This window comes from Larkinella arboricola (assembly GCF_003259745.1).
Lineage (GTDB): Bacteria > Bacteroidota > Bacteroidia > Cytophagales > Spirosomataceae > Larkinella > Larkinella arboricola.
Genome location: NZ_QLMC01000001.1, coordinates 1006403 through 1021963, shown reverse-complemented (window position 1 = coordinate 1021963; position 15561 = coordinate 1006403). Strand labels below are relative to the sequence as shown.

Below are 15561 nucleotides of genomic sequence, written 5' to 3'. Positions count from 1 at the left end.
CATGAAAACCGGAGCAAAGAAAATTACCCGGCAGGCCGTCTGCCTGGCCGCTACGACGCTGATCCTGGCTGAAGGAAGCACCACAACGCTGGACGTAAAAAACCACCTCCGCAACCGGGGTTATCGGGCCTATCAGGCTGAAGTTTCAACCTGGCTGTTTGCAGTAGCCCAACAGCAAAACTGGGCCATCAACGATAACGGAACCTACCGGGTCTACTATTTTGCACCCCTGACGGCCCTGCCAGCACGGCTGACAAATCGGACAAAAAATAATTGATAAAAAAGTTGACAACGTAAAAAGATTACGTTCTTCAGGGTGCATTTTTGTTATGATCAACGCGTCGAACTGACCGACGGTAAACAACATCGACTATGAATGCACTGCGTTTGTCCAACTCCTCTCTCGCCCGCCAGTTAAGTCCTTTTCTTCTGCACTGGCAGGAACCGCTGGCGACGCAGCTCCGCTTTCAGCACGAACTGCCGGGCCAACTGGCCAACCGGCTGCTGAACGTGGAACTGGGTTTGTATCTCCTGGCTGAACTGCTGCCGCTGGCTCCACCCCAGGCCCTGCCGGATTTGCTAAACGGCGAGGGCATTGTGTACGAGCAACGCCCCGTCTGGAAACCGCGCCAACACCGTTATCTGAACCGCGCCCGGGCACTCCTGACTCCCTACATGGACCGCACCCGCTGGCTGACGGCTTTGGCAAAATACGATTCGCTGCCGACGAGTGTGCGGGCTTTTGGGTCGCACACGGCGGGTAGCTATGGGGCCGAACTGAATCGGAGTATCTTACGGAGTCGGGAAGAACTTTTTCGGCAAGCACTGGCCTAAACCCATGAAAACCAATCCACAATCTGCATTCGCCACGACCGTCATGGCCTTGAAGATCCTGTTATTGCTTATTTTTCAGAATAAACCGTTACTCCTTTTCCAACTGACCTGCTATTCGATGCTGGCCCGGTTGCAGGCGGTTTTCTATGTGGTATTACTCCACCAGAGTTTCTACCGGCGATAGAACTCCCCCGCCTTTGGGCTTGCAGCGGTAGGAGCTTAGAGACAATCCACATCCGCTACGATGGTGACAGCTTTCAGACCCTTGTCGCTCAGCAGTTCGTTGATTTTTTCCAGAATAAACACCTTGACGGCTTTGGGGCTGATGCTGCGTTCGAGTTTGATCAGCACCGTGTACAGAAACTGGTTACGGATGCGCTCAACGAGCGGTACTTCCGGCCCGAGTACCCGCGCTTCGCCCAGCTTTTCGGTCAGCTGATCCACCAGCCGTTGAGCCGCCTGCTGGCTGATGTTCTGCTCGGTATGCCGAACGGTCAGCTTAATGAGCCGCGAGAAAGGCGGATAATTAAAATTCTGCCGCTCAACAATTTCCTCCTCAAATAAGCCTTTGTAATCGTTTTCAAGTACCCTGAGTAACACCGCCTGTTGCGGATTGGTCGTCTGAATCAGGACTTTACCCCGGCGGTCAGCCCGTCGCCCGGCCCGGCCACTGACCTGCGTAATCATCTGAAACGCCCGCTCAATAGCCCGGAATTCCGGATAGTGAATCATACGGTCGGCATCAAAAATACCGACCAGACTGACATTTCCGAAATCCAGTCCCTTGCTGATCATCTGCGTTCCGACCAGAATATCAACGTTGCCGCCCTCAAATTCGGAAATAATCTGTTGGTAGGCATTTTTAGCCCGCGTTGTGTCCAGGTCCATCCGCTGAATCCGGGCTTCCGGAAACACAATCTGCAACTGGTCTTCCAGCTTCTCCGTTCCGAAGCCGATGGTGCGCACCTTGAACGAACCGCAGGCCGGGCAGCTTTTCGGTACGGGGTCTTTGTGACCGCAGTAGTGGCAACGCAATTCGGCAGCCCGCATGTGGTAGGTCAGGCTCACATCGCAGTTGGGGCAGCGGCTGGTCCACTCGCAGTCTTCGCATTGCAGGTACGGCGAATAGCCCCGCCGGTTCTGGAACAGAATACTCTGTTCCTTCCGCTCCAGATTGTGTTGCAGATGCTCCAGCAAAACCGACGAAAACTCGTTTTTCATCTTCTTCTGCTGCTTTTCGATGCGGGTATTCACCAGCACAATGTCGGGCAGCATCGCGTCGCCGTAGCGTTCCAGCAATTCCACCAAACCGTAACGGCCCTGCTGTGCGTGGTAATAGCTTTCGATGGAGGGCGTGGCCGAACCGAGCAGGACTTTGGCTTTCTGCCAGTGGGCAATCATCATCGCCACATCGCGGGCGTGGTAGCGCGGGGCCGGGTCGTGCTGTTTGTAAGAGGTTTCGTGTTCTTCATCCACAATGATCAGCCCCAGGTTGTCGAACGGCAGAAAAACCGCCGAGCGAACCCCCACCACAAACTGATATTGCCCGTCGACAATACCTTTCCAGACCTCCACCCGTTCGTTATCCGAAAATTTCGAGTGGTAAATGCCGAGTTTGTCGCCAAAGACTTTTTTGAGCCGGACCACAATCTGGGTCGTCAGGGCAATTTCAGGCAACAGGTATAAGACCTGCGAACCGCTTTCCAAAGCCGTCTGGATCAGATTAATATATACCTCCGTTTTCCCACTTCCGGTAATACCGTGCAGCAAAACGATGTCTTTCTCGTTGAACTGACTGAGTACCTCGTTGCAGGCCCGCTGCTGTACCTCCGTTAGTTTTACTTCCACATTGGGCAAATCATCGTCGCCAAAACGGGGCACAATCACCTCAAACGTTTCAAAAATCTGGTTCTTGATCAGCGTTTGCAGCGACGACTGCGACACCTCATCGTCCTGGTTCAAGACGGTTTTGTCGAGCCCTTTGCGGTTCAGGATGGGGTTGTTCTGCACCGGCACGTAGCTCAGGTATTTCATCACCACTTCCTGCTGTTTGGGCGATTTTTCCAGCGTGTTAATCAGGGCCAGCACCTGCTCACGGGTTTCGTAGCGCGTCGTCAGCCGGACTTTCCGCACCATCTTCGGCACGTATTTTTCCCGCACTTCGTCGAACACAATGACCGCCCGTTTGCCCACCAGCGATTTGATGGTCGTCGGCACGTTGGTCTCCCCGACCAGCCGCCCCAGCTCTTCGTACGACAGGGCCGAATGTTTTTTCAGTTCATCCAGCAGCCGCGTTTCCCCGTCCGTCAGCAGTTCAGGATAATCGAAGTCCGGGTTGTACTGTACTTTCGACTGACTCGTAATCTTCAGTCCCGACGGCAGGGCCACGTTCAGCACCTCGCCGATGTTGCAGAGATAATACTCGGCCATCCAGGAAAATAGCTCGAGTTGGTACGCCGTCACCAGCGGATATTCGTCCAGCAGTTCGAGGATGTATTTGGCCTGGTAATTACTCGGTGGCTGGTGGTGAATGCGCCCCACAACGGCCGTATACACCCGGTTTTTGCCAAACGGCACAATCACCCGCGCCCCCACTTTCAGCCGTTCCACCATATCGCGCGGCACGCGGTAGGTAAACATTCTCGGAATTGGAACGGGCAGAATCAGGTCGGCGAAATAGGTGGTTTCTTCGGCAAAATCAAATGTCAGCGGCAACGGTTGCACAGGTCGGTATGGCTATATTCTTACAGCAAGTTAACAATTGCCGCGATAAGTTCCTTCCGAAAAATCGCCAAAGCCGCCCCAGTGCTCAAAACAGCGTCTTAATTTTTTGGAATGCTCACGGCTTCATCTGCCGGACTTCATTGCGCAGACTTTCGGGGTCCCAGCCGTCTTCCACGTCTTTCAGCCAGCGGTCGTTGGTGTCGGAACTAAGCAATTCTTCGAGGTCGCGGATACGCTGGCGGGCGCTGCTGAAATACTGTTTGCGGTCGTGCCGGACGGCGGCCAGTTCGGCCATATTCTGTTCGTCGTGCTTCCGGAACAACCGGGCCGCCCGCTGCGACTGGTAGGCCCGAAAGCCCAGCAACGTCATGGCATCGACGCCCATCCGGAGCGAACTGTCCAGTGTTTCGCGGTAAACATGGGTAATACCCGCATCCAAAAGTTCGTAGGCATCCTCACGGTCGGCCGCCCGCACCAGCAGTTTCAGGTTTGGAAAATGTTTTTTAGCAGTTTCGACCAGTTCAAGCACTTTTTCCGGCGAATCGAGCGCAATGATCATCAACCGGGCTTTGTCGGCCCCCGCCGACTTCAACAGATCATACCGGGACGCATCACCGTAATACACTTTCATACCCAGTTTCCGCAGCGTATCGACCCGGTCCGAATCGAAATCCAATACCGTCGCACCAATATTATTGGCCCGCAAAAACCGCCCAACAATGTTTCCGTACCGCCCAAAACCGGCTACGATCACGGCATTGTGTTCTTCAATGTGGTCCTGCTCCTTACTGGCCTTTTCTTTCGTACCCAACCGCGGCAATAACAGCTTTTCGTTCGCCAGAAAAACCAACGGAGTTACTCCCATGCTGATGGCTACGACTGCCGTCATCAAATCCACCACCTCCTGCGCTAAAATGCCGTTCTGCGAAGCGAAAGAAAACAGCACAAAGGCAAACTCCCCCACCTGGCAAAGCCCCAGCGCAAACAGCAGATTCTGGTCTGTCTGCAAACCAAATACCTTTCCTAATAATCCTAAAACCAACCCTTTAACTGCCATGATACCCACAACGAGCCCAATAACCAACAGCGGATTCTCCCTGATTAAATCGAAATTGATAGCCGCCCCGACCGAGATAAAAAACAAACCGAGGAGCAAGCCTTTGAACGGATCTATGTCGCTCTCCAGTTCATGTTTGTATTCACTATTAGCCAAGACCACCCCCGCGACGAACGCCCCCAGCGCCGGACTCAACCCCACCATTTCCATCAGGACCGCGATACTGGCCACCATCAGCAAAGCCGTGGCAATAAACACCTCCCGCAGACCGGTTCGGGCGATGATCCGAAAAACCGTTCCCATTACATACCGCCCAATCAGCACCAGACCCAGCACCGCTCCCACGACCACAAACGGCCGCAACCAGCCGGGCAAACCGTCGGTCAGCGAAAAATGCGCATGATGGTCGGTTGACTCCGCAACGGGATACGTTGCCAGGAGGGGCATAATCGCTAAAATCGGGATAACGGCAATGTCCTGAAACAGCAGCACCGCGAACGTATTCTGTCCGGCGGCTGTCTGCATCAGCCCTTTTTCGTTGAGCGTTTGCAGCACAATGGCCGTCGACGACATGGACAGAATCATACCCAGCGCCAGCGCCGGTTGCCACGGCAAACCCGCTACCAGCGCCAGCCCACCGGTCAGCAAGGCCGTTAGCAGCACCTGTAAGCCGCCCAGCCCCAGCACCGGAACACGGAGTTTCCAGAGCCGTTCGGGTTCGAGTTCCAGCCCCACCAGAAACAGCATGATGATGACGCCGAATTCGGCAAAGTGCATGATGTCCTGCCCTTCATCGCCCACCAGCCCCAGCACCGCCGGACCGATGGCCACCCCAGCCAGCAGGTAACCCAGCACCGACCCCAGCCCCAGACGTTTGGCAATGGGAACAAACAAAACACCCGAGGCCAGATAAATGATGGCCTGAATTAAAACAGATTGATTCATAGTGGATTAATCAACAAGTAATTCATTCAGATACTGGCGATTCCGGGCATCTTCCACGTCAAGCTGGTCGGTGGTCAGCAGGGTTAGCAGGCTTTTGTATTGGCGGGCGTACTGGTGCATTTCCTCCTCTGTAAGCCGGTGCGTGCCGTGGACAACGAACGGGGGCAGGTAAATCATCTTGCACAAGTGGGCCGTCTGGTCGAACGGAGCCAGAAACTGCCGTACCGTAAAACGGTTTAATCCCGCTTCGTCGTAAGCGCGCTGAGGGCCACCGGTCGTGATGACGTTAAAGATTTTTTTGCCCACCAGCGCATTACCCTCCCTGCCGTACGCCCAGCCGTGTTCGAGCACCAGATCTTCCCACTGCTTTACCATTGCGGGCGAACTATACCAGTAAAAGGGATGATGCAGAATAATGTATTCGTGGTCCAGCAACAACTGCTGCTCGCGGTCTACGTCAATATCAAAATCCGGATATTCCTGGTAAAGATCGTTGATTGTTACCGACGTAACCGAGGCTACCGACTGGCAGGCTCCCATCAAAATCCGGTTGGTTCGGGACTTTTCTAGGGCGGGATGCGCAAAAAGGATGAGAACGGACGCCATTTTTAGTCAAAAAGGAAGTAAAACAAGTAACGGGCCAGTCCGTTGGATGCCCCATCTGGTCAAATGTAAGCCAAACGGAAAGAAATAAAAACCGCCCGCGTCTTTACCCGTTCATGACAGCCCTGTGGAACGGTGTCAAATCAGCGCAGGATTTCGGGAAAATATCCCGCCAAACAGAACTTCTTTGGTTACTTTTGGTATTCTTATATTGGTGCATGAATACAGCCTGATTAAGAGAGTTCCAACTATGTACGACGTAATAATTATTGGCGGTGGACCGTGTGGACTGGCCGCTGGTATTGAGGCTTCCAAAGCCGGTTTGAGTCACCTGATTCTGGAAAAAGGCAGCCTGACCGAATCCATCCGGCGGTATCCGAAAATGATGCGGTTTTTCTCCACCGCCGAAAATATTGAGATTGGCGGCATTCCGTTTCCGATTTCGGGCGTAAAGGCCAACCGGAACGAAGCTCTCCAGTATTACCGCAAAGTAGCGGGTTATTTTAACCTGAATTTCAAGCTATTTACCGAAGTCAACCACGTAACCCGATATGCGCCGACTGGCAATGAGGGTGATCAGAGCGAGGAGTTGTTTACGGTTTTTACAACCGACGGCCAGGCGTATCAGGCCCGCAAGGTGATTCTGGCGACGGGTTATTTCGACAAGCCACGCTGGTTGCAGATTCCGGGCGAGGATCTGCCGCACGTCACGCACTATTACGACGAACCGTTTCAGTATTCTTACACCAATGTTGTCATCGTTGGCGCGTCGAACTCGGCAGTCGAAGCGGCTCTGGAACTTTACCGCGCGGACGCCCACGTGACGATTATTCACCGGGCTGACGATTTCCGCAAAACCGTCAAATACTGGCTGGTGCCGGATGTTAAAAACCGGGTGAAAGAGGGCAAAATTCATACGCGGTTCAGCACCTGTGTAACCCGCATTGAACCCGGAAAAGTCGGCATCACGGACTTGCAAACCGGCGAAGAAAGCGAACTGCCCGCCGATTTTGTCCTGATTCTGACGGGTTATATTCCCGATGCCGGGCTGCTGCGGGAATGTGGGGTAGAACTGAATCCGGAAACGCAGGTACCGGTCTACGACAAGGAGACGTTTGAAACCAACGTGCCGGGTTTGTACGTCTGCGGTACCGTTATGGCCGGGATTTATACCGAAAAAGTGTTTATCGAAAACGGCCGCGACCACGCCAAAGCCATCATGGACCACATTACGGGCAAGCCGGTGCGGAAAGTGGCCGAGTTGATTGAGCGGATTTGATGGTGCTTGGCAGCTTCTTTGTCCAGTGCCATATTTATACAACTGACAGTCTATTAAGATAAGCATTGAAATTCAGTAATACCGGGTTTCCAACGACGGCTTTCTTCTCAAACGGACAAAAGCGCAGAAGCGCGGATTTGTCATTATCTTGCAGCAAGATTCTGATTGATTCGCGCTTATATGAAAACCCGGTTGCTGTTTTTCTTTATTCTTCTCCCTTTCATTTCTTTTGCCCAGACTCCTGCTCCCGTGGCCGCTACCCCCAATCCCCGCTGGCAAACCGACTTCTGGAAAGCACAGTGGATCGGGCACCCAACAGCGCCGATTCGGTCATACGGTGTTTACCATTTCCGCAAGAGTTTTGATCTGGCCCAAAAGCCCAGTCGCTTCGTCATTAATATCTCCGGCGACAACCGCTATCAACTGTTCGTCAACGGAAAAGCCGTGGTGTCCGGCCCCGCCCGCAGCGATCTGCAAAACTGGAATTACGAAACCGTCGATATTGCGCCCTACCTGACCAGCGGCAAAAACACGCTGGCGGCTGTGGTGACCTACATGGCCGAATACGCCCCGTTTTACCAGATGCACTACCAGTTTGGATTTATTGTGCAGGGCGATAGCGACGCCGAGCAGGTCGTTAATACCAACAACACCTGGAAGGTTTACCAGAATCCGGCCTATTCGCCCGTTATCAACGACATTCCAAAGCTGCGAACCTACATTGTTGTCGGTGCGGGCGACCGCGTAGACGGTTCCAAATATCCCTGGGGCTGGCAGGAACCGGCTTTTGATGATACCGGTTGGTCGGCGGCCAAACCGGTGGGCTGGGCCGCCAAACCGCGCGGACTCGGCACCGACGGCAACTGGAATCTGGTACCACGCACCATTCCGCTGATGGAAGAAATGCCGCAACGGCTGGCGACGGTCCGCCGGGCGGAGGGTGTGGATGTAGCCGACGACTTTTTGCAGGGGAAAAACTCGTTTACCGTTCACCGCCACCACAAAGCCGTGATCCTCTGCGATCAGGGCCATCTGACCAACGCCTTTCCGGAACTGACCATCAGCCGGGGCAAAGATGCCGTCATTACGCTGGCGTACGCCGAAGCACTGGTGGACGATAAACGGCAGAAAGGCAACCGGGATCAGGTAAACGGCAAACAGTTGATCGGCTTTGAAGATCAGTTTATTGGCGACGGCAGCAAACAGAAAAGAACTTTCCGGCCCCTCCTGTTCCGGACGTATCGCTACCTGCAAATTACCATCGAAACCAAAGGCGATCCCATCGAAATCCACGATCTGACCGGCCACTTTACGGGGTATCCGTTTCAGGAAAAAGCCCGGTTTGCCAGCAGCGACGAAAGCCTGAAAAACGTCTGGACCGTGGGCTGGCGGACGGCCCGGTTGTGTGCGGGTGAGACGTATTACGACTGCCCCTACTACGAGCAATTGCAGTATACCGGCGACACGCGGATTCAGTCGCTGATTTCTCTTTACGTGACGGGCGACGACCGGCTGATGCGGAAAGCCATCATGGATTACGACCACAGCCGGTTTAACGACGGCTTGACGCAGAGCCGCTACCCAAGCGCCGATTTTCAGGTGATTCCGCCATTTTCGTTGTTCTGGGTGACGATGGTTTATGATTACTGGATGCACCGGAAAGACGATAAGTTTGTCGAATCCATGTTGCCCGGTATTACAACCGTACTTGACTGGCACGAAAAACGACTGGCCGACAACGGCCTGAACGGTCCGCTTCAGTGGTGGAACTTCGTGGACTGGGCGAAGTGGGAAGCGCCGGATGAAGGCATGGGCGGGGTGCCGAAGGGGGCCAGAAAAGGCGGCTCGGCTATTCTGACCCTGCAACAGGCATATACCATGCAGCGAATTTCGCAGGTATTTTACCATTACGGCAAAAACCAGCAGGCCGAACATTACCGTCTGATGGGCGCACGGCTTGCAAAAAATGTATACAACCGTTGCTGGGATGCGGGCCGGGGGCTGATGGCCGACACGCCCGACAAAACCGGCTTCAGCCAGCACGCCAACATCTGGGCCATTTTGACCGACGCGGTTCCGGTGGCGCAGCAGAAAGCCCTGATGCAGAAAATCATGAATGAGCCGAGCCTGACGCAGGCTACGTTCTACTTCAAATTCTATCTGTTTCAGGCACTGAAAAAAACCGGCATGGCCGACCAGTTTCTGCCAACACTCAAACCGTGGCACGACATGCTGGCGATGGGCCTGACCACCTTTGCAGAAAACCCCGAACCGACGCGCTCCGACTGCCACGCGTGGAGTGCGGCCCCAAACTATGAATTCCTGTCAACGGTCTGCGGCATCAATCCGGCTTCGCCCGGTTTTCAATCCGTCGTCATCACCCCCTATCTGGGGAATCTGGAATTTGCGGAAGGGGCCATGCCGCATCCGGCGGGTGAAATTACCGTACGGTTCGATAAAACTCCGACTGGTGGTTTGAAAGGAACCGTTACCCTGCCCGACGGCTTGACCGGCACCCTGAAATGGCGCGGCAAAACCGTGGCCTTGAAGGAAGGGGAGCAAACCATCAATTTATAAACTGATGCAACACAAAAAGACCGGCGCAGGCCGGTCTTTTTGTGTACTCGTCCTTCGACTACATCATTGATGCGAAGAACGGACCGGCAATCGCCAGCACTTCATCTTTAGTCAACGGTTCGTCAAACGATTCGTAGACCGTACGCTTCGCCATTTCCGGCGTGTATAATTTCATTTTATTCTCCGGCAGGTTGAAATACCCTTCCAGATCAGCCCCACCCTGCTGGCCCATGTCTTCGTGCGCATACACTTTCGGATCAGCTTCCATTCCGTTTTCGCCACTGGACGCCCAAACGCGCAATCCACGCATATGACGAACAGCGGCCGCGTGCCGTGCTTCTACCGAGTGAATCCGCAGGGCTACCGGCAGCGCCACTTTCGCCGTAGCCGACCCCTCTTCCAGCAGACAGGCGGCCTGTCCTTTGTACGCCCGAACCCCAGTGTCTTCCAGCGCCTGGGCATAGGTCAGGAAGGTATCATAATCGGCCAAAGCTGCGTTGAGCGTACCCGTATTATATTTTGGCTGCAACTCATTCTTTTTCAGACCCAATACGCCTTCGAGCAGATCAACGTGCTGCGCTTCGTGTTTGGCAATTTGCACCACGTATGCCCGTGTTCCGGCAGGCAATAATCCCGCTTTGAACTGGGCGGCCCGGTAGAAGTCGCGTTCCAGGTATTCCAGCGTCAGGGCGTATTTCAGGATCGCCACCGCATCACCGGCGCAACCTTCAGCCGCAAACGCCTTGTTGACCATCCCGACGAAAAACGCGGGCGTAGCAGCAGCAGCCACCGTTGCGGTTTTCAGCATTTTCCGGCGGGCAAAATCCAGTTTGTCACCCGCTTCTGCATCCGCTTTTTCAATTTGTGAGAATATTCCGAAGAGATTCATGATCGTTCGTTGGGTTATGATTTGGATGATTCCAGCGCCAGCAAGGAAGCCGGGTTGATAGGAGTTTTGATGTACTTACCGGCTCGGCCCAGTACCTCGGAGATCGTCAGCGGTCGTTCTAAACCGTTGTTATCCACCACATAATCACCGGCAAACAAAGCACCACCCGGTTGCAGAATCATACTGATCAGGGACGCGTGACGAGCCTCCACGGATACGATTTTCCCCGCCAACGTCATGAAGGTTGAATTGGTCAGCAGCGGTCCGGCTCCGTTATAAGCCGCCACTCCCGTATCTTCCAGTATCCGGGCGGTGTTCAAAACTTCCCGGCGATTGCTGAAATCAATGCTGCTCACGTCAAACTCCAGTTCACCAATGGCGTTGGAACCGAGTGCCAGCTTGAAAAACTCCCGGTGGACGAGCTCGTGATCATGAATATCTTTAAAAACCATCTCTTCCTTGCTACCCGCCGGGAACGTTTTCTTCTCGATCACGGCCATGTAAAAAGCGGTTTCTAACTGCTCAAGAGCATAGGCGTAGTTCAGAATGGCAAAATCGCCTTCCCCGAAACTGACTCCTTCGGCCGAAATCCGGGCACCGGAAATCTTGGGAGCAACATCATTTATTGAGTTCTGGCAGGCCGCCAGAAACGCTGAAGCAGAAACCGTTGTCAAGCCCAAAGCACGCAGAAACATCCGGCGCTCGACCGATGGAATGGCCGCTACACTCGGACCTTTTTTGGGGATAGAGGTACTCGTTAATTCTTCCATGACAAAAGATTAGTTGTAAAATGGGTGAATTGAAATGGTGCTTCTTGCAAGACAACCATACGAACGAGTAAGCCTGATTTTTGGATTTCGGGAGTGCAGAATTATTTTTTTCCAAGGCACTATTCGAGGGAACGGGCAAGCGGAAACCCTGATTCTGGAGCGTAAGAACCGTTTTTTCTAAAATTATTTTTTATTGAAATCTTTCACTCGCCCTTAAAAACACGGCTTGCCTGTCAACGAAATCCGGTGATCATACGTGTTATTTTGCCGCGTGTCAGATCGTAAACCGCGTCTTGAACGGGCGATCCGGACGGTTTTATTCCTGAGGTTATACCGGCAGGTGATGAATTTCCTGGGCGAGAAACTGCTGAAAACGCTCTTGCAGTCCGCGGTAATAGGTGAGGTATTTGAGACCTTCTTCGGTGACGACGGCGCCCCCGCCCCGCTCCCCACCGGTCTGGGTACTGACCAGTGGCGCATCGGCCTGGCTGTTCATGGACTGCACCAGTTCCCAGGCGCGTTTGTAGGACATTTTCATTTCTTTGGCGGCCTGGTTGATCGAACCGGTTTGCTGAATCCGTTCCAGCAATTCCATCCGACCAATTCCGAAAAACCGTTCCTGCGCTTCCAGCCAGACCCGTCCGTTGATGTGTAAATTTGCCATACTCGAAGGCAAGTTTAAAACAATGTCGTCACTTTTCGAAACGACCGTTCCAGTCGGTTCAGTGACAAAAACCGGTTTGATGGCCGGAATGGCAGCGTCACCAGCACCCTCGTTCCTTCGCCGGGCGTCGATTGCCAGTCAATATCACCGTTGATCAGGGCCACGCGGGATTCGATGTTACCAATTCCCAGCCCTCGCCGGGCTTCCTTAAGTTCAAAACCCTGACCGTCATCACTGTAATAGAGCTTTACCAGCGGCTGTTCGAACACCAGCCGGATACTGACCTGCCGCGCGTTGGCGTGCTTCAGGGTGTTGTTCAGCAATTCCTGCGTGATTCGGTACAGCATTAGTTCGGTTTCAGCCTCAAGCCGCGACGGTAATTCATCGGCCCAGAAATGGGTTTCCAGCGTCGTGCGGTCAATGCGCGAGAGGAGTTCTTCCACGGCTGCGGCATACCCGTATTGCTCGAGCGTCCGGGGGCTGAGTTCGCGCAGCAGGTTACGGATGTTACCGATGATATCGCTAATAAGTTCGCGGGCCAGTTCGCTCAAGGAGGTAGAACGCGCGGGTTGGCCGGGGGGGTCGGTCAGGCGGCTGACGTACAGTTTGAGGGTGGCCAGTTGAGTGCCAATTTCATCGTGCAGATCGCGGGCCAGATTTTTCTTGATCTGCTCCTGCAACTCAACGGCCAGCCGGGTATTCCGCTGGTGCTGCCGGTGAATCCGGTTTTCGCGCCGACGCAGCCAGTAAAAAGCGGCAGCAACCACCAGCACGGCAAGCAATCCCAGAAACCAGGCCCGCTGCCAGAAAGGCGGTCGGATGATAACCGTCAGCCGCCTGATTTTGGGGCTCCATTGTCCGTCTTTGTTGGCGGCCTTGACCCGAAACACATACGTACCCGGCGGCAGATTAGCGTACCGAACATACGTAGCATTTCCGGAATTCACCCACTGATCATCGTAGCCAACCAACTGATACTGATACTGGTTACGGCCGTTGCTGTAATAATCCAGGGCCGTAAATTCGAGGGCTACGGTATTTTGATTGTACGGCAGTTCAAGCCGGGAAGTTTCCCCAATGTAGCCGTCGGACTGATACGGCATTTCGTTGACCGTCATTTTGTGAATATGCACCGACGGCATGTACGAACTCGTCCGGAACTGCTCGGGATAAAACCGGTTGAAACCGTTGACGCCCCCAAAAAACAACTCACCATCCTGGGTTCGGTAGTATGCATTGCCGTTGAACTCATACCCCTGCAAACCGTCGGTGAGGTCGAAGTTCTTGAACGTGCCGGTCGTGGGGTTAAAGAATGAGATGCCGCGGTTACTGCTGATCCACAGCCGGTTCTGGTGGTCGGGCAAAATACCGTAGACAAACGGATTGGCCAGGCCCTGCCGGTGATCGTAAATCCGGATCCGTCCCGTCTGGGTATTCAGAGCCGCAAGCCCTTTGTCGGTGGCCATCCAGATAATCGGACGAACGGGGTCCTCGTAAAAATACAAAATGGTGTAACCGTCCAGACCCCGAACAATTCGTTGCGGACGCAAATCATTGCCAATGGGTGCCCGCTCATAGCAGTAAAAACCATCCGAGTACGTGCCGACCCAATAACGCCCGGCCCGGTCCTTTGCCAGACTAAAAATATTTTTATGGGCCAGCGTTGGCAGCAGCCTGAACTTCCGCTGACGCACATCGAGCAGAAAAAGACCGTCTTCCGTAGCCGCCAGTATGGCGTTGTCATCCAGCGCCAGCAACCGACGAACGTAGTTTTCGACCACTTTGCTGTTGGCCGAACCCGGCAACGGAATTTTACTAAACGTGGAACGGGCCTTATCGAACGTAAGCACACCGCCGTTTGCACCCACCCAGATCCGGCCCAGCGGATCCTTGTACAGGCATTTGATGAGGGTGCGCGTCGGCAAATCGCTGTATTTGGCCTGCGTCAGATAACGTCGGACAATGCGGTTTTGGGTTCGGTCCAGCACGTCGAGGCTGCGCTCGGTTGCAATCCACATTTCGGTCGATGAGGTTTCCAGGAATCCCCGAACCACAAAATGGCTGAGTGTGGAGGGGTCTTTGGTCTCATGGGGTTTGGTCTGAGAAACGGCCATACCGCCAAAAAACATGCTTCCCGGCACAATCCGGGCCAGACCGCCGGGGTCGGTATTCGCCCAGATAATGCCTTGCCGGTCGATGTAAATTTTACAGATTTCGTAGTCGGTTAGCTGCCAATTACTGCTGGCAAGACCGCCAACCTGACTAAGCCGTTTGTCCGACTTGTCGAAAAGCCAGATTCCTCCGCGCTGCGTCCCGAGCCACAACCGGCCATCGTGGTCTTCCGCAATGGTATAAATTGAGGTTAAATTCTGGCCCTTATCGGGCACAAACGTCTGATAACGTCCCGTTTGCGGTTCAAATCGAATCAGTCCGGCTGCCGTTCCGAGCCACACCACACCCGCCGAATCGCAGTGAAATGAAAAAACGCCCATCGACGGACCGGCTTCGTTGGTGGGGTGACTGCTGAAATAATAATGCGCCCGGCGTTCGTAAAGATTATAACGAATCAAACCCGTGGGTGCGTGGAGCCAGACATCGCCCAACGGCGTACGAACCGTCGAATTAAGCTGGTCGTACTCGTGCGTGGGCCGAATGGTGGGGTCCAGCACCAGCTTCTGCCGCGTTTTGATGGTCAGCGAAACCAGCCCTTCCGTTTCACTGTAATACAGCACCTCCTGTCCATTGGCGTAAAATGGAATGGTTTTACTCTTTAACAGTTTTTTCGACTTGGAGTATGAATAAATGCAGGTAAAGCGGTCCGTTGCGCGGTCATAATAATTCAGACCGTATTCGGTACCCACCCAGAGGTTGCCGTTGCGATCCTCGACAATACCGGAAATATTGATTCCGACAATAGCCTTCGGGTCCATCCTGTCAGGGCGGAAATGGCGAAAATGGGCGCCATCGTACCGGTTCAGACCGTCCTGCGTACCAAGCCAGAGAAATCCCCGGCTGTCGTTCAGGATATGATACACCGACCCCTGCGTCAAGCCCTCATCGACCCCGATGTGATCAATCCGGAGAGACTGATTCAATGGGTCTTTGGGGGCTCCCGAAACGTCTGGCGACCCGAAGGCCAACAACCAGATGATCAGAGCGAAGAATGGGGTTAGTTTCATTTGTTACCGGGCCGGAAACATCATGGTAAATTAGCGGATT

Annotated in this window: 12 protein-coding genes; 5 read left to right on the top strand and 7 right to left on the bottom strand. The window is 53.9% G+C overall.

The genetic code is table 11. The annotated features are described in order from the left end of the window. Position 1: 1 nt before the first annotated feature. From LX87_RS04220 to LX87_RS04210, 3 genes are all read left to right on the top strand, one after another. Complete coding sequence (locus LX87_RS04220) at positions 2 to 277, top strand: hypothetical protein (protein ID WP_111626898.1); 276 nt, start codon at positions 2 to 4, stop codon at positions 275 to 277. Positions 278 to 372: 95 nt separating this feature from the next. Continuing rightward, the gene (locus tag LX87_RS04215) at positions 373 to 834 is read left to right on the top strand and encodes a pPIWI_RE_Z domain-containing protein (protein WP_111626897.1); all 462 of its coding nucleotides are present in this window, start codon (positions 373 to 375) and stop codon (positions 832 to 834) included. A 4-nt stretch (positions 835 to 838) separates the two neighbouring features. Then, positions 839 to 1018, top strand: coding sequence for a hypothetical protein (locus LX87_RS04210; RefSeq protein ID WP_111626896.1), 180 nt, complete (start codon positions 839 to 841; stop codon positions 1016 to 1018). 35 nt (positions 1019 to 1053) lie between these two features. Here the strand turns inward: LX87_RS04210 and priA are convergent, their stop codons facing one another. The 3 genes from priA to LX87_RS04195 all read right to left on the bottom strand — a co-directional run bounded on the left by priA (position 1054) and on the right by LX87_RS04195 (position 6166). Next, entirely contained in the window at positions 1054 to 3558 is a 2505-nt protein-coding gene (priA, locus tag LX87_RS04205; RefSeq protein ID WP_262511064.1) for a replication restart helicase PriA, read from the bottom strand. Between the two features lie 115 nt (positions 3559 to 3673). Further along, the gene (locus LX87_RS04200) at positions 3674 to 5560 is read right to left on the bottom strand and encodes a monovalent cation:proton antiporter-2 (CPA2) family protein (RefSeq protein WP_111626895.1); all 1887 of its coding nucleotides are present in this window, start codon (positions 5558 to 5560) and stop codon (positions 3674 to 3676) included. 6 nt (positions 5561 to 5566) lie between these two features. Next, positions 5567 to 6166, bottom strand: coding sequence for an NAD(P)H-dependent oxidoreductase (locus tag LX87_RS04195; protein WP_111626894.1), 600 nt, complete (start codon positions 6164 to 6166; stop codon positions 5567 to 5569). A 247-nt stretch (positions 6167 to 6413) separates the two neighbouring features. On the opposite strand from LX87_RS04195, the gene LX87_RS04190 reads away from it, so the two are divergent. Then, positions 6414 to 7442, top strand: coding sequence for a YpdA family putative bacillithiol disulfide reductase (locus LX87_RS04190; protein ID WP_111626893.1), 1029 nt, complete (start codon positions 6414 to 6416; stop codon positions 7440 to 7442). Between the two features lie 180 nt (positions 7443 to 7622). Then, positions 7623 to 10019, top strand: a complete 2397-nt coding sequence (locus LX87_RS04185; RefSeq protein WP_111626892.1) for an alpha-L-rhamnosidase-related protein — start codon at positions 7623 to 7625, stop codon at positions 10017 to 10019. Positions 10020 to 10077: 58 nt separating this feature from the next. On the opposite strand, the gene LX87_RS04180 is transcribed toward LX87_RS04185, so the two are convergent. The 4 genes from LX87_RS04180 to LX87_RS04165 form a co-directional block, all read right to left on the bottom strand. Beyond that, positions 10078 to 10908, bottom strand: a complete 831-nt coding sequence (locus LX87_RS04180; protein ID WP_111626891.1) for a ferritin-like domain-containing protein — start codon at positions 10906 to 10908, stop codon at positions 10078 to 10080. Between the two features lie 14 nt (positions 10909 to 10922). Beyond that, a complete protein-coding gene (locus tag LX87_RS04175; protein ID WP_111626890.1) occupies positions 10923 to 11678 on the bottom strand; it encodes a ferritin-like domain-containing protein in 756 nt (251 codons plus the stop codon). 328 nt (positions 11679 to 12006) lie between these two features. Beyond that, the gene (locus LX87_RS04170) at positions 12007 to 12342 is read right to left on the bottom strand and encodes a winged helix-turn-helix domain-containing protein (RefSeq protein ID WP_111626889.1); all 336 of its coding nucleotides are present in this window, start codon (positions 12340 to 12342) and stop codon (positions 12007 to 12009) included. A gap of 14 nt (positions 12343 to 12356) precedes the next feature. Further along, complete coding sequence (locus tag LX87_RS04165; RefSeq protein WP_111626888.1) at positions 12357 to 15521, bottom strand: ligand-binding sensor domain-containing protein; 3165 nt, start codon at positions 15519 to 15521, stop codon at positions 12357 to 12359. Positions 15522 to 15561: the final 40 nt, after the last annotated feature.